The sequence below is a fragment of the Methylotetracoccus oryzae genome (genome assembly GCF_006175985.1).
Classification (GTDB): Bacteria; Pseudomonadota; Gammaproteobacteria; order Methylococcales; family Methylococcaceae; genus Methylotetracoccus; species Methylotetracoccus oryzae.
In genome coordinates this window covers 252400-271260 of the sequence record NZ_SRSH01000002.1, presented here as the reverse complement: position 1 = coordinate 271260, position 18861 = coordinate 252400, and the positions used below count along the sequence as shown (strand labels likewise).

General features: G+C 60.5%; 18 protein-coding genes and 1 tRNA gene. 6 read left to right on the top strand and 13 right to left on the bottom strand.

Annotated features, from left to right (window positions below):
• Positions 1 to 13 precede the first annotated feature (13 nt).
• Together BWR02_RS04005 and ssb are read left to right on the top strand one after the other, a co-directional pair.
• Entirely contained in the window at positions 14 to 1411 is a 1398-nt protein-coding gene (locus BWR02_RS04005) for an MFS transporter (protein ID WP_328591501.1), read from the top strand.
• A 113-nt stretch (positions 1412 to 1524) separates the two neighbouring features.
• Complete coding sequence (ssb, locus tag BWR02_RS04000) at positions 1525 to 2040, top strand: single-stranded DNA-binding protein (RefSeq protein WP_139556452.1); 516 nt, start codon at positions 1525 to 1527, stop codon at positions 2038 to 2040.
• Between the two features lie 185 nt (positions 2041 to 2225).
• Here the strand turns inward: ssb and BWR02_RS03995 are convergent, their stop codons facing one another.
• The 13 genes from BWR02_RS03995 to BWR02_RS03935 all read right to left on the bottom strand — a co-directional run bounded on the left by BWR02_RS03995 (position 2226) and on the right by BWR02_RS03935 (position 15103).
• A complete protein-coding gene (locus tag BWR02_RS03995; RefSeq protein WP_139556451.1) occupies positions 2226 to 3995 on the bottom strand; it encodes a cytochrome-c peroxidase in 1770 nt (589 codons plus the stop codon).
• Positions 3996 to 4780: 785 nt separating this feature from the next.
• Complete coding sequence (locus BWR02_RS03990; protein ID WP_162560002.1) at positions 4781 to 6847, bottom strand: L,D-transpeptidase family protein; 2067 nt, start codon at positions 6845 to 6847, stop codon at positions 4781 to 4783.
• 231 nt (positions 6848 to 7078) lie between these two features.
• Complete coding sequence (locus BWR02_RS03985; RefSeq protein ID WP_139556449.1) at positions 7079 to 7567, bottom strand: DUF411 domain-containing protein; 489 nt, start codon at positions 7565 to 7567, stop codon at positions 7079 to 7081.
• A gap of 15 nt (positions 7568 to 7582) precedes the next feature.
• Positions 7583 to 8032, bottom strand: a complete 450-nt coding sequence (locus BWR02_RS03980; protein ID WP_456237925.1) for a secondary thiamine-phosphate synthase enzyme YjbQ — start codon at positions 8030 to 8032, stop codon at positions 7583 to 7585.
• Positions 8033 to 8162: 130 nt separating this feature from the next.
• Entirely contained in the window at positions 8163 to 8792 is a 630-nt protein-coding gene (locus tag BWR02_RS03975) for a retropepsin-like aspartic protease family protein (RefSeq protein WP_162560001.1), read from the bottom strand.
• Between the two features lie 442 nt (positions 8793 to 9234).
• Positions 9235 to 9723 carry a type II toxin-antitoxin system RatA family toxin gene (locus tag BWR02_RS03970; RefSeq protein WP_139556447.1) on the bottom strand — a complete coding sequence of 163 codons (489 nt, stop codon included), beginning with the start codon at positions 9721 to 9723 and terminating at the stop codon, positions 9235 to 9237.
• 42 nt (positions 9724 to 9765) lie between these two features.
• Entirely contained in the window at positions 9766 to 10242 is a 477-nt protein-coding gene (locus tag BWR02_RS03965) for a PAS domain-containing protein (protein ID WP_139556446.1), read from the bottom strand.
• A 66-nt stretch (positions 10243 to 10308) separates the two neighbouring features.
• Positions 10309 to 10791, bottom strand: coding sequence for an SRPBCC family protein (locus BWR02_RS03960; RefSeq protein WP_139556445.1), 483 nt, complete (start codon positions 10789 to 10791; stop codon positions 10309 to 10311).
• Positions 10792 to 10927: 136 nt separating this feature from the next.
• Positions 10928 to 12076 (bottom strand): NAD(P)/FAD-dependent oxidoreductase, encoded by a 1149-nt coding sequence (locus BWR02_RS03955; protein WP_139556444.1) that lies wholly within the window; start codon positions 12074 to 12076, stop codon positions 10928 to 10930.
• Between the two features lie 574 nt (positions 12077 to 12650).
• Positions 12651 to 13091, bottom strand: coding sequence for a GtrA family protein (locus BWR02_RS03950; RefSeq protein ID WP_139556443.1), 441 nt, complete (start codon positions 13089 to 13091; stop codon positions 12651 to 12653).
• The gene (locus BWR02_RS03945; protein WP_139556442.1) at positions 13088 to 13777 is read right to left on the bottom strand and encodes a glycosyltransferase family 2 protein; all 690 of its coding nucleotides are present in this window, start codon (positions 13775 to 13777) and stop codon (positions 13088 to 13090) included. Before BWR02_RS03945 ends, BWR02_RS03950 begins: the two co-directional genes overlap by 4 nt.
• Positions 13774 to 14712 carry a UDP-glucuronic acid decarboxylase family protein gene (locus BWR02_RS03940; RefSeq protein WP_139556441.1) on the bottom strand — a complete coding sequence of 313 codons (939 nt, stop codon included), beginning with the start codon at positions 14710 to 14712 and terminating at the stop codon, positions 13774 to 13776. The genes BWR02_RS03945 and BWR02_RS03940 overlap by 4 nt, the downstream gene beginning before the upstream one ends.
• Before the next feature lie 315 nt (positions 14713 to 15027).
• Positions 15028 to 15103, bottom strand: a tRNA-Glu gene (locus BWR02_RS03935).
• 128 nt (positions 15104 to 15231) lie between these two features.
• On the opposite strand from BWR02_RS03935, the gene pcnB reads away from it, so the two are divergent.
• Genes pcnB through panC form a run of 4 tightly spaced genes read left to right on the top strand, consistent with a single transcriptional unit; the run spans position 15232 to position 18799 of the window.
• Positions 15232 to 16608 (top strand): polynucleotide adenylyltransferase PcnB, encoded by a 1377-nt coding sequence (gene pcnB / locus BWR02_RS03930; RefSeq protein ID WP_139556440.1) that lies wholly within the window; start codon positions 15232 to 15234, stop codon positions 16606 to 16608.
• 4 nt (positions 16609 to 16612) lie between these two features.
• Complete coding sequence (gene folK / locus BWR02_RS03925) at positions 16613 to 17137, top strand: 2-amino-4-hydroxy-6-hydroxymethyldihydropteridine diphosphokinase (protein ID WP_139556439.1); 525 nt, start codon at positions 16613 to 16615, stop codon at positions 17135 to 17137.
• Positions 17130 to 17933, top strand: a complete 804-nt coding sequence (gene panB / locus BWR02_RS03920; RefSeq protein WP_139556438.1) for a 3-methyl-2-oxobutanoate hydroxymethyltransferase — start codon at positions 17130 to 17132, stop codon at positions 17931 to 17933. The genes folK and panB overlap by 8 nt, the downstream gene beginning before the upstream one ends.
• Positions 17930 to 18799, top strand: a complete 870-nt coding sequence (gene panC, locus BWR02_RS03915; RefSeq protein ID WP_139556437.1) for a pantoate--beta-alanine ligase — start codon at positions 17930 to 17932, stop codon at positions 18797 to 18799. Before panB ends, panC begins: the two co-directional genes overlap by 4 nt.
• Positions 18800 to 18861: the final 62 nt, after the last annotated feature.

Sequence of the window (18861 nt, the reverse complement as noted above, 5' to 3'; positions counted from 1 at the left end):
AAAATTCCCGCGCGTGAAGGCCCAGCTCGAACTCGATTCCCCGATGACGCCGACCGAATTGCGCGCCAGCATCTCGCTGGCCGGCATCTACATGTGTCGCATGCTCGGTCTTTTCATGATTCTTCCGGTCTTCTCGATCTATGCGCGCGATCTGCCGGATTCGAGTCCCTTTCTGATCGGCCTCGCGATCAGCGCCTACGGACTCACGCAGGCCATCCTGCAAATTCCCTTTGGCCGCTGGTCCGATCGGTACGGACGTAAGCCGCTAATTACCATCGGCCTGCTGTTGTTCGCGGCCGGCAGCGTAGTCGCCGCGCTCAGCGACTCGATCTATGGCATCGTTGCCGGCCGCGCCCTGCAGGGCGCCGGCGCGGTTGCGGGCGTCGTGATGGCGCTGGCGGCGGACCTGACCCGGGAAGAGCACCGCACCAAGGCCATGGCGCTGATCGGCATCAGTATCGGTTTGTCGTTCGCTGTATCGATGGTGACGGGACCCGTGCTCTCGGGCTGGGTCGGCGTACCGGGTCTGTTCTGGATCATTGCGGGACTCGCCGGCCTGAGCCTGCTGCTGCTGTACACGGCGGTGCCGACACCGACGGTGTCGCGCTTTCACCGCGACACGCAGGCGCAGTCCGATTACTTCGGCCGGGTTTTGTTCGACCCCGAGTTGGTGCGCCTCGATTTCGGTATCTTCGCGCTGCATCTGATCCTGACCGCGACCTTCATTGCGCTGCCGCTGATCCTGCGTGATCACGCCCAGTTGGAAACCAGCGAACACTGGAAGATCTATCTGCCCGTGTTCGGCATCTCGTTGTTCGCGATGGTGCCGTTCATCATCCTGGCGGAAAAGAAGCGGCTGATGAAACCCGTGTTCGTCAGCTTCGTGGCTCTGCTCGGCGCGGCCGAATTGGCCTTGTTCCTGACGAACGAGCAGGCGCTCGTAATCGGCGCCGTGCTGGCGTTGTTCTTCACCGCCTTCAACCTGCTTGAAGCCACCCTGCCGTCGATGGTGTCCAAGGCCGCCCCGGCGGCAATGAAGGGCACCGCGATGGGCGTCTACTCCACCGCGCAGTTCCTGGGATCATTCGTCGGTGGCATCGGCGGCGGCCTGATCTACGGACACTTCGGCGCTGTATATGTATTCCTGGCGTGTGCGCTGATTGCGCTGCTGTGGGCGTTGCTGGCCTTGACGATGAAACCGCCGAAGCAGGTCAGCAGTCTCCTCATCCGCGTCGGCAACATGCCGAATGGTGAAGCCTCTCTGCTGAGCCGCCGGCTGCTCGGCGTGCCCGGCGTCACGGAGGCCGTCGTGTTGAGCGATGACGGCGTCGCCTATCTGAAGGTCGAGCGCGACCGCCTCAATCGCGACATGCTGATCGAACTGTTACCTGTTCCGGCGCCAGAAACCTGAGCGCGCCCGAAAGTCCCCTTTTCCGTCCCCGAGCGCCGCCAACATCAAGGCCACCGATGGCCAACGCAGCGTCCAGGGCCCCTTGAAACGCATACCAGCTGAGGAGAACGCTGATGGCCAGTCGCGGTGTCAACAAAGTCATACTGATCGGCAACCTGGGCGCAGACCCTGAAACCCGTTACATGCCGAGCGGGTCGGCGGTCACGAACCTGCGTATCGCCACCAGCGAGACCTGGCGAGACAAGGATTCGGGGCAGCAGCAGGAACGCACCGAATGGCACTCTGTGGCGATCTTCGGGAAGCTGGCGGAGATCGCCAGCCAATACCTGCGCAAGGGCGCAAAGGTCTACATCGAAGGCAGCTTGCGTACGCGCAAATGGCAGGACAAGACGACCGGCCAGGATCGCTACACGACCGAAATCGTCGCGAACGAAATGCAGATGCTGGACCGTGCCGGCGGAGGCGGCGGGATGGGTGTCGGAGAAGATTCAGGTGGCTCGTGGGGTGGCGGCGACGATGGCTACGGTGCCGCGGCACCCCGCCAGCAAGCCCCGAGGCGTGCGAGCGCCCCGGCGGCCGCACCACCCCCGATGGGTGGTGATGACTTCGATGATGACATTCCGTTTTGAACGGACTCGCTGTTGACACGAGATGCTGCGGGCCCACTGACCTACCCGCACTTCCGCCCGACCCGAAACAAAAAGGCCATCAGTGCGCTTGCGCGCACTGATGGCCCAATCTTCCCTGATGTGCCGCCCCGGCAACGATGCCGCGGCGGCTCCTCCCTCGCCCGACCCCTGCTGCGTGGGCTCTCTTACCTCGGGATGGACCCCGGGCGGTAGGGACCGGGACGCCTCACTGGCTTGGTGTCGCTAAGGGTTTTCATATAGGCGACGATGGCCTTTTCATCACAAGAGTTCAGCTTGAGGTCGCCGATGACTGCGCCCAGCGCGGTGGTGCCAGGGTTTTCCGGTTTCGGCCAACAGTTCAAGCGCTTGGCTTCTTTTTCGGTAATCTTATCTGAGCTACACCGTGTGATGTGAAAGGCGGCGGCCGTAGACGATGCATAGGCGTCGCCATCAGGTATGAAACCCGTGTTATAGAAGTGAACAATGCTCTCAAGGCTCTTAAACCATCCGTTGTGACCATACGCTTTCACGAATCCAGGATACGGTCGCTTGTCAACGTTTCTTAGCGTAGCAGTTCGGAATAGTCCCAGATGCTGTGGGTCTCCTGTGACCCCATTGAGACCTGGATTTGCACCCGGATTATTCGGAATCTGTGGATTCAGGGGAATGCCAATATTGTGGTAGTTGAAGTCAGCATAGGTCTGCTTCTTTTCTAGATCAGGAGTCAAACTTGGCCGTGCCGAATTGTGGCAAACGACACAGTTCGCAGCTTTTTCCTCGGTTGTAAGGGGTACATCGGAACATCCAGTTTTTGTTCCTACCGGCACCGGATTAGGATTAGGAGGCAGCGATACCGCATAGAATAGGTCGTGCCCATAGTTCTCCAGATCGCTGAAGCCAGCCAACGGAAAACTACCATCATTTCTCAACGCCAAATCTCGCTTAGAGGTGAATTGGTTTGACTCACTCTCTGAGCCCTCGTAAGCCGCTAGCGCTACGGCTATGCGCTTGTAACTGATATCGACCGGCCTGGGGTTTACGCCTTCGCTCGCATCACAATTTATCGGCTCAAGCCACGCGTGCTCGTAAAGCTTTGCGTAGGGTGCACGCTGCACGTGATTGCAGACTGCCTCGCGATCAGGATTGTTTTGCTCGACATCGTTGACGAACGGATTCAAAGCCTGCTCTGCCACGGGGCCCAAATGCTTAGCATAGGCATCTTGCAGATCGTCACGATACTCGCCATTAACCGTGAATACCTCAGCTCGGGTGATGGTATCTGTTATCGCCCATGCTGATGGAACTCCCGCCTCGTCAGGTAGCCGCCCCCCCTCACCGCTAGCCCTACCGTTCCAGAAGACACCTCCACACACGTCTGGAACGAAAGGACCCGCGCCACAATCCGCCGCCTGAAGTCTTGGAACCAGGGTAGCGTAGGCAGAGCTAGGGGGTTTCAGAGTACCGATAGCGTCGAAGCGCCCAAAACGCCCTCGAAACCCGAGAAACGCATGAAATGCCGCACCCGGAACGGCGACGGTTGTCGAGTTAACGATGGCACTTGGGCTCGTCCACCCGGCACTCGGATCATGACAACTGGCACAGGCCTGCCGACCTCGAGGATGTGAGATTGGATCGAAAAAAACTCTTTTTCCCAACTCCACCAATGCCGCTCCAGTCGCGGCTTGCGCCTGAGCCTCCCCAACCGAAATAGCGAGGACGGCGCCGAGCCAAACCGGCCCCAGCGCCATGGCACTCGCCACGCGTCGAACTAATATACTTTTCACCGTATTCTCTCCCAACTCAAAGTAGGCACTGATACAAGGGTGCGCACTGTGCGGCACCACCTCGCAAAAGGTCACTCCATTAGAAAGTCCGGCCCATCGACAACATGGCTTTTGCTGAAAACTCAAAGTCCAGTTCTTATTGGTTTCCAGATTGCCAGCATGACAGCTCATCGCCGCTCTCGATATTCCTTCAAAACCTAATGACGCGATAATAACGTTTCACATGCAATCCCATTACGTGAGTCACCGCGCAGCACGACAACTCGCACCTCCGTATGCGATTACATTAGGCGATAAGCCGCGTTTTATGAGCAATGCGTACGATTTCCTATAGCCAAATAGAAAAACACGACGAACCACTTTGCCGTTCCTGCACAAAATAGCTAGCGCTTTAGATCATTAAGGCTTATGAAATACCACCCTAATCAACCATTCGTCGTAAAGATGTGGCCTAATCATTACGGTGCAGTTATTTAGCAGCCCGCACACCACGCATGGCGGAACGTCAGGCAAGCGTAAGGGGCGATCTACTCGTAATCGCGTCGGCGTTCGCAATGCTCCCGTTGCCGACGGGTAGAGCTGCGGTATCGCTATACGGGATATCGATTGCGGCCGAGCGGACATGGCACGCATCCTGCCAATGGCGCGTGAGCTCGGGATAGTGCCTAGTGCGGCGCCCTTGCCGGCAACGGCGGGGTCGTAGTGGTGTCGTTTCGACTCGAGGAGGTGCCCCCCCGATTCGCCAGATGACGGGCACATGCGGGATCGAACGCGACGACACCAAACCCGGCGTCGCGGAAACCGGCGCAGACCCTTCGGCGTCAGCGCAAGCATTGCGCCGGGATCATCCGACCCCGTGTCCGCGGATTCCAGGAGTCGTTAGCGGTCCAGAGTTCGGAAGGCGCGCAGCGCCATCTTATGGATCCGCCTGCTTTGCGGCAACGCTCGGGACTTCGTCAGGGATTGCCCGGCTCGATGAAGTGGATCGGGTCGGCACTGTTGCCGGGGGCGTAGATCACCGGAGGATACTCCAGCGGAACCAGATTCAGGGGATCATGCTCGGCTTCCGCCTCTTTTCTTTTTTTCTCTTCCTCATTTTCCTGTTCCGAGGGGGCGTCGCTATCCGTGGTCGTCGGCTCCGTCTCCGGCCACGTCCGGGCATCGTAAGGATCAGGTGCCGGTGCGGACTGGCGGGCGTCATCCGTCGTATAACCTGTCTCCGGTGCCGCCGGCGGCAACGACGATCCCACGGGATCGACGGGTTCCTGTGTTGCCGTCGGGGCAGCCCGGTCGGCAGGCGGGGCCTCGGTCCAGGTGGGCTCATCGGCAGCGGGCGCGACCGGCTCAACGAGCGGTCGCGCTTCCTCGGTCGGAGTCGCGACTGCCGATGGTGCGGGAAGACCGCTCGTACCGTACGAGCCGTCTTCGGCTGCCGTATCGCTCTCACTCGGACCATTATCGATGGACTCGCGCCATGCCGGCTCTTCCTTCATCGCAGCGCCCGCATTTCTCGCAGATTCCGGGACAGAATTCTCCGAGTCATTGCCCGCGGACTGAGGGGCGGGCGCGCTCTTCATCACTCCCGGAAGCGCTTGGCCGGCGACCTGTTGGTCCGGGGCCAGGATGCGTGGTTCCAGTTCGAGGTCGGCCCGGATGCGATGGGCCGCGAGTTTCGCTGCCTTGGAATCCGGGAAGGGACCCGCAATGACCTGATAGCGTTCGCCCACCTCAACCGGTTTCGCTGGAATTGGCGGCCCTTGATGCATCAAGACGGCCGTGACGCGGCGGGCGGTAATTTCGCTGGCGGTGTCGGTGGCCAACACATGCCAACCCTCGCCCTCCTGACTCGGCAGCTCCGGCTTGCCGTAAAGCACCTGAGGATGCGCGACACGCACCGCGGATGCGATGAACGCTTCAGGCGCCGGCGATCCCTGCGAAATCGGAATGGGTATACCGCGCGCCTCCCGCAGCACCTGTGTGACCCGGGCCCAGTCGAGCGGATGGTTCTTGCTGTCTTGCAAACCGCGCAGATCGGCCTCGACAGCGGCCCGTAGCGGCCCTGGGTTCAGTTCTTCGTGCGGCGGGTAGGCCTGAAGATAAAGCACGTCGCCACGCCATCCATACAGGTAGGGTTGATTGACGATCTGCACCGGATCCCGGAGGGACGAGGCACCGAACAGCGGCTCGATGTTCTCGGGATACATGCGAATGCAGCCATTGCTGGCGCGCAGGCCGACGCTGAAGGGCTTGTTCGTCCCATGAATCAGGTAACTCGGCCGGGTGAGGTACATCGCATAGGCACCCAGCGGATTGTCCGGCCCCGGCGGCACCATCGCGGGCAGCGGGTCGCCGCGCTTCGCATGATCGGCAAGGATGTTCTTCGTCGGATACCAGGCCGGACCCTTCGTCTTCCGCGCGATCGCCATGGTGCCGGTGGGGGTCGACTTGCCTTCGCGTCCGATGCCCACAGGATAGGTTGTGACTTGGGTCGCGCCATCGCTCGTTTTGAACCGGAACAGGCGCATCGCGGCGAGATTGATCACGATGCCGCGTCGCGCCGCCCGCGGCAATATGAACAATTGCGGAATCAATACCTCGCTGTTCGCGGCCGGAACCCACGGGTCGATATCCGGATTGGCCTGGGCCATTTCCTCGTAACCCAGGCCGAAGTGGCGCGCGACGTCGGAGAGGGTCTCGTTGGGGCCGATCGGCATGCTCAGCAGGGTGCCGACGACCGACTGGTTCTCGGCCACCGTGAAGGTGTGCCGCTCGAACTCGTCGGCCAAACGCCGACGCACCGCACCCACTGCCGTAGCCTCGGACGAGTCGCCGGTCGGCTGCTCGACGATCGTGACATTGCGAACTGTTGAGGGCCGGGTCGCGCAGGACGGGCCAATGAGGACCATCGCAACCAGCAGCGCCAGTCGGCATCGAACAATATGGGCCGTTGCGGAAAGGGCAAACACCGCCGCACCGGGCGTGCCGACGGCGGCCGCGCCGCACTCGGAAACCGTTCGTTGCATCATCAATCTTCGGGCAATGTCAGTCTGGATGGGCGAAGGAGTATGCATCATTACGAAGACGCGGAAATTCCGAGACCCCAAGTCGCCGTAGCTCTTGGGACGCTGAGATCGCGCGTATCACGCGATGCGGGCTCCATGGCGCTACAAGGCCTAACGCGACCATGTCCCGAAAGCGTTGACGATGGGGCGCGTTCCGCGAACCGCAAGGCCAATGGCAGTGGTCTGGCGAGATCAATACGAGCGGTAGTCCGAAAACACGGTTGTGCGGCCGTCCTTCGTAAAGCCCAGGACACTGAACGGGTCTTTACGAGCACCCATCTCCATACCCGGCGTCCCCATGGGCATGGCGGGGACGGCCAGACCATCCAGTTTCGGCTTGCTCTTCAGAAGCCGCTTGATATCTCCTGCCGGCACATGACCTTCGACCAGATAAGTGCCTACGACTGCGGTATGGCAGGATTGCAGTTGTTCCGGTAAGCCCAGGCGCCGCTTTACCGCGTCCATGTCCTCATCCTTGATGTCCTTGACCACGAACCCGTGGCGCTTGACATGCTCGATCCATTTGCCGCAGCAGCCGCAGCTCGGACTCCGGTAGACGGTGATTTCAACCGGGGCAGACAGTGCTTCGGTTGGCGCATCCCACGCCCCCGCCTCAGCGGCGGCGACCGTGAACATGTACAGTCCAACGGCTGTCAACAAGCTTCTCAAAATAGCGGCCATACGCACCCTCCTTCTTCAACGCGCCCGCTGGGGCTGCCCATGTACTGTTGCTACCACTGTCCGCGCACCGCCGTCATCCCGATGCTCTCCCAAGTAAATGCCCTGCCACGTGCCGAGCAGAAGTCGGCCCGAGCCGATCGGCACCATCACGCTCGTGCCGATCAAACCGCACTTGATATGCGCTGGCATATCGTCAGCACCTTCCAAGGTATGGCGGAAGAAGGAAGCCCCATCGGGAACGACGCGACTCAGATATTCCTCCAAATCGTGCCGCACTGTTGGGTCGGCATTCTCGTTTATCGACAGCGAAGCCGAGGTGTGCTGGATGAAGAAGCTCGCAATGCCTACGTCGATTTGCCTGACTTCACGCAGAGCATCCGACAGTTCTTCGGTAACAAGGTGGAAGCCGCGCGCCCGCGGCCTTAAACGGATCGTCTTCTGCAGCCACATGCCCGCATCACTCACGCACACCTCGATGCGTCATTATTGCTCCGAACCCTTTTCGGCACCAGCCGACTGGGGCCACCACCACAACAAACCCGCTTCCGCCCAGCCTGAGCGCGACCATGGCCGTTCCGCGCTGGCGCGGGCGCGATCACCGACCCTCGATGCACTTGAGCGCTTCGCTATTGAGCACATTCGAGGGCCCCATGCAGTCGCGAACCGAGCGCCGAATCACCAGTTCCGGGGTCTCAGGCGATCGCGGTGTCGCCACGACCGTCGCCTCGTCCGCGTGCTGCCGGCTCAGAATGAGTTGTCCCCCTGTCTGGGTGAACTGGACATCCTTGAGCGCACTCATGCCCAGCAAGACAACATCGTTCGGTGCGTAGGGATTCAACGCCGCCGCTACGTCCTGGAAATGAAACGGCCCCACATCCAATGACTCCACCCGAGTCTCGTAATTACCGACGACGCCGCCGGCCGTAGCGACCTTGACGTATCGGCCGCGCTGCAGATCGAGCCGCCAGCGCAGGCGTTCCGGTATCGAAATCCAGGTCGCACCGGTATCGAGCAGAAACAGTACACCTTCGCCGTTGATCGAGCCCTTGACGTAATAGCTCCCGCTGTCGTCGGCGTCCAGAATCAACTGCGTAGTCTGTTCGACGGTCTCCTTGCGCTCGACGGGCTGTACATTACGCGAGTCCGGGCTTGGTGCCGCGTCCACATCCCCCCGGACACCACTCCCATCTCCGGTATGCAGATCGCGCAATTCAGTCGTACTCATCGGACCCGACGCCGTGGCGGTCGTATCCGCTGCACGGAGGTCCGCAGGTTGCGGCGGCGGCTGTGGCTGTTCCTTCGCGACGGCCGTCGGGGTGGCCGGGCGGCCTTCGTCGCGACCCTGCCAAACTACGGCGGCGATGCCAAGCAAGAGCATCAACAAGACCACCCGCCGCCATACCACGCTTTTCGGCGTCGTCCCTGGCGTCGCCCGCAGCGGAGCCTTACGGCGCTGCAATTCGGTATTTCCTTGCGGCCTTCATGCCGGGGACTCCGACTGCCTGGGCGGCTTGCCTACGGGCATCAGGGTGCGTCACGATCGCGGAACTCACGGCATAGCTTCTGCTTTCGATCCGTCGCTTTGACGCACGCGCGGAGAGAGCAAAAGACATGTTGATGCGGCACGACCCGATCTCGAGACGCCGCAACCCGTTGAGCGTGACGCGTCAATTTGAGGCGCCCTCCACGGACGGAACTGCCGCTGAGGAAACCGCAGCGGATCGCGCGGGATATCTCACGGCGGCTTGCCGACAGAAGGCGTCCACCAGAGATTCCATCACGTCCTTAAAAAAACCCCCGAACGCGAGGCCCAGAAGGCCGTTGGAAAACTCAAAATCACATTGGTAGGTCGTCTCACACCCGCCTTTGGCAGTGGGCTCGAACACCCACGACCCCCGGAAGAATTTGAACGGCCCATCAACGAGATTCATCTGAATGCGCTTGCCCTCGATCATGCTGTTCGCAGTGGTGAACGAGAACTTGATCTTCCCTTTGGCCAACGTCAACGTCGCGCGTAGATTCGTTGGCGACCGAAACTGTACCTTGACATCGCTACACAGCGGAAGATACTGCGGGTAGGACTGCACATCGTTGACAAGCTCGTACATCTGCTGGGGCGTAAAGTCGACACAAACGCTGGTGCTAACCGTTGGCATAAGGTCCTCAACTCTGTTATACGTAACGGCGGTCCGAGGACGTCAGGATTTGACATCCGCAGCCGTCCTGCGGGATAAACCTTCGAGACTCTCGCTCAGGCGTTTGATCTCTTCCGCCGCCTTGACTTGGTTCGTCACATCATACTGCACGCCAAGATAATAAATGACCTTGCCGTTTGCATCGAACAGCGGACTGATCATCAAATGGTTATAGAATAAGGTCCCATCCTTGCGATAATTCCGGATGGTCACTTCCAGCGGCTGGCTGTTGTCAATGGCCTGACGCAGTTGCTTCCGCTCCTCCTGGTCTCGGTCCTCACCTTGCAGGAAGCGGCAATTTTTTCCAATGATGTCTGCCTGAGTATATCCAGTCATTCTTTCGAAGGCTTTGTTTGCGTACACGATGGGCATATCCGCGATATCCGGATCGGCCAGCGTTACGCCATTGACACAGGAGTCAAGAATTACGGACAAGACTTGCGGAATAAGCCCTGGATCTTTTTCGGCGACAAAACTCATGGCTTGCGTCCTCTGATTGATCTAATCGGTGATTTGAAACATTAGGCGGTAATTCGACCCTTAGCGTCATTCGACACAGGCCGTACTCTCGGCTTCGATGAGCCTCTTCAGGTTGCGCACCGTACGTTCGGAACCATCCTGCATAACCACACGAATCAATTTCTCGAACGGCCGCATGTACATTTCGAGCTTCGGAAGCTCAAAGATGAAGGTGACGCGCGTCGAGCCGTCAGTTTCATTACCCTTGAGTTCGTAGTCGCACTTGTAGGGATTTGAAATACCCTCAAAGCAAACCCTGCTGTGTGGCTGGAACACTGTCACGCCGAAGATGGACTCGGTTCGATGCCCCTGATCGACACGCACCTGCCTCGCCTTCGTTCCAACCCCAACACTACCGGGACTCAGTTGTTTCAGTTCCTGAACTTCCGGTGACCAGCGGCAATAATTCTTGAAGAAGTCCACTCCGATGAATCGAAAGACTTCTTCGGCAGGCCGCGCGATCACGATACTGGCTTTCGAGACAATCGGTGCATTATCAAAACCAAACATACCAACCCCTCCTCGCAGATTGAACGCAAGCTTCTTGGCGACACTTGATTGTTATTGATTTGACGCGGTCCAGATAAACCTCATTTGTTTTGAATCTCCGCCATCCTCACGCGCGCATACGGCAGTCGCCCCACAATTACAGGATGTACGTGTCGATCCCCGCCATCAGCAAGTCATATTGAGCCTCGACCAGCTCCTTGACAACCAAAGCTGGATACCCTGCCACGATATTACGTTCCAGAGCGAGCCATCCCACCGCGTCATCCGGACCCAGACTGATTACATAACCCATGTCGCGATGCAGGTAGGGCTCCAGGATTCTCAACCTCCCGGTGGCGCGTAGGATATTCCGCGCAGCAAGTTTACCTTTCCGAACCGCTGCCTGGGCGGTGTAGGTATTCGACCCAGGACCTCGATAACGCGCGCAATCCCCTGCCGCAAACACGCCCTCCAAAGTAGCGTTACCTATGGTCACCTGGCCGAAGATATTGGTGGTAAGCCGGTGAGGTGGCGTTTTTCCCAAGAATAGAAATGAAGCCGTCGAAGGAAGCGAAAACAATTCCGAACTGGCCACCTTCTGCAAAGTGACCGCACCACCTTCCTGACTCTGAAAAAAGGTCTCCGGCAGGTACTCGATTCCCATATCCGCCATGCGCGCCTGCACATATTGCCCGAGGGGAGCTGCGAACTGTTTCAATACCGCATCTTCGCCGTCGACCAGTCGCAGCTTTAAAGGCAGATGACGTTGGCGCACATAGTTTGCGAGCTCAAACAGGAACTGGACCCCCGTGGCACCCCCACCGACGACCGTCAGCCATCCAGGGCCCTTCGATGCCACCGCCTCCGCTATGGCGGAGCCCTCGTTCGCGGCAAAGCTGCCGAGATCGAATACATCTGGGGGAGGCTCTCTCCGCGGCGAGCTGATTCCACAGGTTACCAACAACGCGTCGAAGCCCAAGTATTCGTCGCCCAATACTAGACCGCGATTTCCCCACCACTCCAAGAGATTGCACTCGCTGGGTTCGACATCGGCCTGGATATGCCGACAACCAAAGCGTCGCGCGAGGGTTTCGAAGGGGATTCGCAAGGGTGCCAGCGGTCGCCGAAAGGTTTCGTGTAGATGCGTGACCTTAAGGTGTTCCAAGCCGGGGTCGACAATAGTGACTTGCGCCGTGGGCGCAAATCGGTGTAATGACACCAGCGCGGCCATACCGGCATAGCCGCCGCCAATGATGACGACGTTCAGCGGATTGGACCGCGGCAGATAAAAGGGCAGAAAGGCCATCGATTCTCCTAGGGTACGGCTCGGTGATGTCCGGGCAGCGCCGTTGCCACGCGCAGGTTCCGCATGTTACCGCTGTACGACCCCGGGCAGTACCGAAAATTCCCGGATCACAACTCGGTGTTCGCGCCAGCGCCGCGTGGGTAGGGGCAGAGCTTCGGCTAATCAGCTAAGTGGAGGGGAACCAGGCCCCCCGGGACAATTCGCTCGGCGGTGCGGAGACGGGCTCACCAACGGGGAGCAACACGAGACGGGTAACGCGAATGGAGAACGGCATGCGTGCCCGCTCACAAGCGGCAGAGGATGGGCCGGTTTCACACCCGATTAACCGTTCCCTTGGTCGGATCAGGCGGAAGGATCGATTCCGTACCGGGTGGCTCCGGCGTCGCAGATTCAAACACTTGCCGAGTTTGCGTACCGAACTGAACGGCCATTGTCGCGCTCGCTGTTAGGACTGCAGCGCTAGGTGTCGGGTGCGCCTTACGGGCGATTGAGTTGCAGGAGACTGCCCGGGCCGCTCGCACGGAGCGGTCGAGTCAGGCCTGGATCGAAGCCGGGGCCGCGCCAGCATACGGAGTCACGCGTCACGGCCCGGACCCGTGGAAGAACAGTCCAGATCCGGATCATCGAACGCAACGTGCGAGACGCGCTCGCTGAAGATGAAGTACCGGCGCGCTCCGTAATTCCAGAAAAAAACGGCGCCGGTTGCACCCAGCTTGGCGACCAACATGTCGAGATGGGCTGCTTCGATGCCGAACCACAGGGCGCCCTGGTTGATGGCCAGCCCGACGGCGCTGACCAGGTACACCAACATCAACTCGTGTCGGCGGGAAAAGCGAATGCCGCTTTCGAAGACATGGCGGACCGACAGCACATAGTTCACCAGCGTCGCCATGGTGAAGCTGAACAGGGCGACAGGAAACCATGGCAATCCGGCCACGCGGGCCAGTAGCGCGAACAGACTGAAGTCGACGAGCGCGGCTGCCCCGCCGACAAAGAAATAGCGGACCAGCTTCATCGAAACACGTTGTATTTGACGATGCAGTACAACGCCCTGACACCGTCCTTCCAGCCGATCTTCTTGCCCTCGGCATACGTTCGGCCGTAGTAGGAAATGCCGACCTCATAGATCCGGCACCCAGTCTTGGCGACCTTGGCGGTAATCTCGGGTTCGAAACCGAAACGCTCCTCCTCTATCGGAATGCCCTGGATGATTTCCCGGCGGAAGACCTTGTAGCAGGTCTCCATGTCCGTCAGGTTCAGGTTCGTCAGCATGTTCGAGACCAGGGTGAGGAGGCCGTTCCCCACGCGATGCCAGAAATACAGTACCCGGTGCGGCATGCCGCCCATGAACCGGGACCCGAAAACCACGTCGGCCCGGTCCCGCAGGATCGGTTCGACCAGCTGCGGGTATTCGTTCGGGTCATATTCGAGATCCGCATCCTGAATGATCACGATGTCCCCGGTAGCGGCCTGAATACCGGTGCGCAGCGCCGCCCCCTTGCCGCGATTGGTCTCGTGATACAGGACATGATCCACCAGCGGCGCAATCTGCTCACGGAGGATGTCACGCGTGCCGTCGGTGGAGCAGTCATCGACGACGATGATTTCCTTGTTCTCGTAGGGGGCGGCCCGAACGGCGTCGATCACGGTCCGCAGCGTGTTGCGTTCGTTGTAGCAGGGAATGACTACGCTGAGCTTCATGAGGCCAGCAATCTCCTGAAATAGGCAATCGTTTCTCGGAGCCCGTCGTCGAGGCTGACAGTCGGCGCCCAGCCGAGCTTTTCCCGGGCGAGGGCGATATCCGGCTGTCGCTGACGCGGATCATCGGGCGGGAGTTGACGAAACTCCAGCTTGGAGCGGCTACCCGTCAACGCGAGCACTTTCTCGGCCAAGTCACGCATGCTGAACTCAGCCGGGTTTCCCAGGTTCACTGGTCCGATGAAGTCCGGCTGGCTCTCCATCATCCGGAGGAAGCCGTCGATCAGGTCGTCGACATAGCAGAAGCTGCGCGTCTGCATCCCGTCGCCATACAACGTGATCGGCGCTCCGCTCAGCGCCTGCACGATGAAGTTGCTGACGACACGGCCATCGCTCGGGTGCATGTGCGGCCCGTACGTATTGAAGATGCGGACGACCTTGATGTCGACCTGATGCTGGCGGTAATAGTCGAAGAACAGGGTCTCGGCGCAGCGCTTGCCTTCGTCATAACATGCGCGCAACCCGGTCGGGTTGACCCGGCCCCAATAGGCTTCCGTCTGAGGGTGAATCTCCGGGTCTCCATATACTTCACTGGTGGAGGCCTGAAGAATCCGGGCCTTGACCCGCTTCGCAAGACCCAGCATGTTGATCGCACCATGTACGCTGGTCTTGGTGGTCTGCACCGGGTCGAACTGGTAGTGGATCGGCGATGCCGGGCAGGCCAGATTGAAAATCTGATCGACCTCGACATAGAGCGGAAAGGTAATGTCGTGCCGCAGGAATTCGAAATACGGATTCCGAAACAGCGGCTCGATGTGGTTTTTTCGCCCGGTGAACAGGTTGTCCGCGCAGAGGACGTCATCCCCCCTGGCCAACAGCGCCGCACAAAGATGTGAGCCGAGGAAGCCCGCCCCTCCGGTCACCAACACTCTTTTCATCGCGCAAAAGACAGCAATAGCATGCCGGCTATCCTGATGAGGAAGACAGTATCCAGCAAAGAAACAGGTCCTTGTGCTGAAACAGCCGGGGGCGGACTGCTGCACTGACCAACGGGACAACGGTCCGGGCAGTCATGGTTCGCAATGCTTGGTGATCGCGCGCCCACGCCGTGGTCACGATTGCCTGCGCGGGACGATTCGGGGAGTTGCACCGAGTGTGCCGGGTCCAACGGAAGGGGAAGAGGACGAATCCGAACGGTCGCTCGACGGGGTCGCGCCAATTAAATGGGGTTTGGTCCGTCTGCAGCGAATGTGTGGCGTCCCCAGGGGGATTCGAACCCCCGTCGCCGCCGTGAGAGGGCGGTGTCCTGGGCCTCTAGACGATGGGGACAATCAACAGACGCACAGTATACGGCAGAACGCTTCGACAATACAGTGATTCGCCATGCCTACCCGGCTAAACAGGGGTAGCGATTGAGCCTACCCCGCGCCTGGGGTACCATTTCGTGATGACTCAATCTGACGTGGCATACTAAGATCGCTATCTTCGACTTCTTCAAGGGACTGTTCAGGCCACTGGCTCCCAGACCGCCGGCCGATCCCCCCGGTCCGCGGATCTACGCTCGTTCCGAACATTGCATCTCACGGGCCCTGATCAGTGATCCCGCGCTCAAAGTCCTCTATCGCCTGAAAAAAGAAGGGTACCAAGCGTATCTGGTCGGCGGCTGCGTCCGCGATCTGCTACTCGGGCGGGAGCCCAAGGACTTCGATGTCGTCACAAACGCCCGCCCGGAAGAAATCCGCGCAACGTTCCGCAACTGTCGCCTGATTGGCCGACGCTTTCGGCTCGCGCACGTCCATTTCGGAAGCCAGATCGTCGAGGTCGCAACCTTTCGCGGGCTCGCCCAGGACGATGAGACCGGAGACCGCGTGCTTGAAAACGGGCGCATTCTTCGCGACAACGTCTATGGGACCATCGAGGAAGATGCCTTCCGGCGGGACTTCACGGTCAACGCGCTGTACTACAACATTGCTGACTTCTCTGTCGTCGATTACATGGGGGGGATGGAAGACCATAAGGCATCGACCCTGAAGCTGATCGGGGAGCCCGAGGCCCGCTATCGTGAAGACCCGGTGCGTATGCTCCGTGCCATCCGTTTTGCCGTTCGGCTAGGCTTTACGCTTCACCCGAGTTGTGCCGGCCCCATCCCCCAGATGGCACCTTTGCTCCGCCAAATACCGGCCCCTCGCCTGTACGACGAAGTGATGAAGCTGTTCCTCGGCGGCTATGCCGTACAGACCTTCGAGGCGCTGCGGCACTACCGTCTTTTCGGCGCCCTGTTCCCCGACACGGAGTTCAGCCTGTCGCGCGAGGAGCAGGGTTTCCCGCTGACTTTCGTCGCCCAGGCGCTGGATCGAACCGACCGTCGCGTGCAGGAGGGAAAGGACGTAGCCCCCCATTTCTTGTTCGCAGCATTGCTATGGGAACCGGTGCGTGCGCACGCCGAAAACCAGATCCGCGACGGTGCCAACGACATCGTGGCCTATCAGGAGGCCGGAGCCGACATCGTCACGAAGCAGATCCACCAGATCGCGATTCCCCGCAGCGTGTCACAACCCATGCGGGACATCTGGGCCTTACAGCCACGATTCGCCCGGCTGCAGGGTGGACGACCGTTCCGTCTACTCACCCATCCACGCTTCCGGGCGGCTTACGATTTCCTGGTCCTGCGCGCGGAATCGGGCGAAGCCGAAGCAGCGCTTGCGGATTGGTGGACACGCTTTCAGGACGCGGACGAACCCGAGAAGAAAGCCATGCTGCGCGAGGCGGACCGCGGTAACGGTCGGAGCAAGCCGCGGCGCCGACGCCATCGTCCACGCAAGGCCGTTGCCTAAACTCATGACTGCTGGAGCGGACCACCGCCCCGTCGTCGCCTATATCGGCCTCGGGGCCAATCTGAACGATCCCGTATCTCAACTGCTGCGGGCGCGGCAGGAATTGAGCCAGAACGCTAACCTGAGGGAATTGGCGTTTTCGAGCCTCTACCGCAGTGCGCCAATGGGACCGCAAGACCAGCCTGATTATGTCAATGCCGTTATGGCCGTAGAGACCCGGCTGGCACCGGAGCCCTTGCTGGCGCTGCTGCATGAGGTAGAGAACGCGCATGGCCGCACCCGTGTCGGTGACCACTGGGGACCGCGCACACTGGATCTCGATCTGCTGCTCTATGGCAGCGAGACAGTCGCAACGCCAACGCTGCGGGTCCCGCATCCGGGACTGGGTGAGCGCGAGTTCGTGCTGGTACCCCTGCTCGAAATCGCGCCCAGCCTGACTCTCCCCGACGGGCAGCCCCTCAGCGACTTGATCCTGACCTGTCCGCGGCGGGAGTCCCCATTGATCCGCATCGAGGAAACCGGTGTCTGACCCACGCGTGACACTGCCGGGTCTGCTCGCGATGAAGGCGCGCCGCGAGAAGATCACCTGTCTGACCGCCTACGACGCAACATTTGCGCAGGCCGTCGACGCGGCAGAGATCGATATGCTTTTGGTCGGCGACTCGCTCGGTATGGTGATTCAGGGCTCGGCGACCACGCTGTCGGTCACGATCGATGATGTCGTCTACCACACGCGCTGCGTGGCGAGCGCCGTAAACCGCAGCTTCGTACTCGCGGATTTGCCGTTCATGTCATGCCCGACACCCGCCGAAGCCGCCGAGAACGCGGCGCGCCTGATGCGTGCCGGGGCTCACGCCGTAAAGATCGAGGGTGCCGGACCACAAATCCAGATCACCCGTTTCCTCAGCGAGCGCCACGTGCCCGTCTGCGGGCATTTGGGCCTCCTGCCGCAGGCCGTCCACAAACTGGGGGGCTACCGGGTGCAAGGCCGCGATGCAGCCTCCGCACAGCAGCTACTGACGGATGCAGAGGCGCTGGTCGCAGCCGGTGCGACGTTGCTGGTCCTGGAATGCATCCCGGCCGAACTGGCCGCAGAAGTGACAGCGCGCGTACCGGTGCCGACCATCGGCATCGGCGCGGGCCCAGCCTGCGATGGGCAAGTGCTCGTACTGCATGACATGCTGGGCCTGACTCGCAAACAGCCCGGCTTTTCCCGGAACTTCCTGGACGGGGCGAGCAGCATCCAGGACGCACTGGTCCGCTACCGCGATGCCGTTCGCGCCGGCACATTCCCCGCACCGCCAGAAGGTGCCGGCCATCCATGATCTTTGCGGAAGGTCCGTCCGAGGTCCGCGAACACGTCGCCAACTGGCGCCGAGCCGGCCTTAGCATCGCGTTCGTACCGACGATGGGCAATCTGCATGAGGGCCATCTGGCTCTGGTCGAGTTGGCGCGACGGCAGGCCGACCGGGTGGTGGTCAGCATTTACGTGAATCCCTTGCAGTTCGGGCCGGGCGAAGACTTCGAAGCCTATCCGCGAACGCTCGACGCGGACCAGGGCAAGTTGACCGTGGCGGCCGCTGATCTGCTGATCGTACCGCGCACAACCGACATTTACCCGGAGGGCGCCGAGCGACACACGTTCGTGGAAGTACCCGGACTGTCCGACGACCTGTGCGGGCACCACCGCCCCGGACACTTCAGGGGTGTCACCACGATCGTCTGCAAGCTGCTGAACTGGGTGCAGCCGGACGTTTTGATTTTGGGCGAGAAGGATTATCAGCAACTGGTAATCATTCGGCGCATGGTGGCCGATCTGGCGATACCGGTGACCGTGATCGGCGGGGCGACGGTGAGGGAACCCGCCGGCCTGGCTCTCAGCTCCCGCAACGCCTATCTGACGCCCGATGAGCGCGCGCAAGCGACTGAATTGTCCCGCGCGCTGACGGAAGGCTCGACCGCCCTGCTGCGCGGCGTCGGGGATTTCTCTCGAATCGAGGCAGAGTGCGGGGCACGCCTAAGCCGCTCGGGCTTTCGGGTCGACTATGTCAGTGTCCGCCGAGCCACCGACCTCTCCGTTCCGACCCCCACGGATCGTTCGCTCGTAATCCTGGCCGCTGCGTGGCTGGGACGGACGCGACTGATCGATAATCGTCGGGTCGATTTGGCGCCGTCAGCCTGCCAGCAATAGCCCATTTCCCGCCACCGTAGCCTCCCAACTTGTAAGGCTGGCGGCCCATAAGGGATAATTTT

What these genes read in the sequence shown, in the direction of transcription:
- ssb (WP_139556452.1), top strand. Translation starts at nt 1,525, where the DNA reads ATGGCCAGTCGCGGTGTCAACAAAGTCATACTGATCGGCAACCTGGGC.
- BWR02_RS03995 (WP_139556451.1), bottom strand. Translation starts at nt 3,995, where the DNA reads ATGAGCTGTCATGCTGGCAATCTGGAAACCAATAAGAACTGGACTTTG.
- BWR02_RS03990 (WP_162560002.1), bottom strand. Translation starts at nt 6,847, where the DNA reads ATGCAACGAACGGTTTCCGAGTGCGGCGCGGCCGCCGTCGGCACGCCC.
- BWR02_RS03985 (WP_139556449.1), bottom strand. Translation starts at nt 7,567, where the DNA reads ATGGCCGCTATTTTGAGAAGCTTGTTGACAGCCGTTGGACTGTACATG.
- BWR02_RS03975 (WP_162560001.1), bottom strand. Translation starts at nt 8,792, where the DNA reads ATGAGTACGACTGAATTGCGCGATCTGCATACCGGAGATGGGAGTGGT.
- BWR02_RS03970 (WP_139556447.1), bottom strand. Translation starts at nt 9,723, where the DNA reads ATGCCAACGGTTAGCACCAGCGTTTGTGTCGACTTTACGCCCCAGCAG.
- BWR02_RS03965 (WP_139556446.1), bottom strand. Translation starts at nt 10,242, where the DNA reads ATGAGTTTTGTCGCCGAAAAAGATCCAGGGCTTATTCCGCAAGTCTTG.
- BWR02_RS03960 (WP_139556445.1), bottom strand. Translation starts at nt 10,791, where the DNA reads ATGTTTGGTTTTGATAATGCACCGATTGTCTCGAAAGCCAGTATCGTG.
- BWR02_RS03955 (WP_139556444.1), bottom strand. Translation starts at nt 12,076, where the DNA reads ATGGCCTTTCTGCCCTTTTATCTGCCGCGGTCCAATCCGCTGAACGTC.
- BWR02_RS03950 (WP_139556443.1), bottom strand. Translation starts at nt 13,091, where the DNA reads ATGAAGCTGGTCCGCTATTTCTTTGTCGGCGGGGCAGCCGCGCTCGTC.
- BWR02_RS03945 (WP_139556442.1), bottom strand. Translation starts at nt 13,777, where the DNA reads ATGAAGCTCAGCGTAGTCATTCCCTGCTACAACGAACGCAACACGCTG.
- BWR02_RS03940 (WP_139556441.1), bottom strand. Translation starts at nt 14,712, where the DNA reads ATGAAAAGAGTGTTGGTGACCGGAGGGGCGGGCTTCCTCGGCTCACAT.
- folK (WP_139556439.1), top strand. Translation starts at nt 16,613, where the DNA reads ATGACTGCTGGAGCGGACCACCGCCCCGTCGTCGCCTATATCGGCCTC.
- panC (WP_139556437.1), top strand. Translation starts at nt 17,930, where the DNA reads ATGATCTTTGCGGAAGGTCCGTCCGAGGTCCGCGAACACGTCGCCAAC.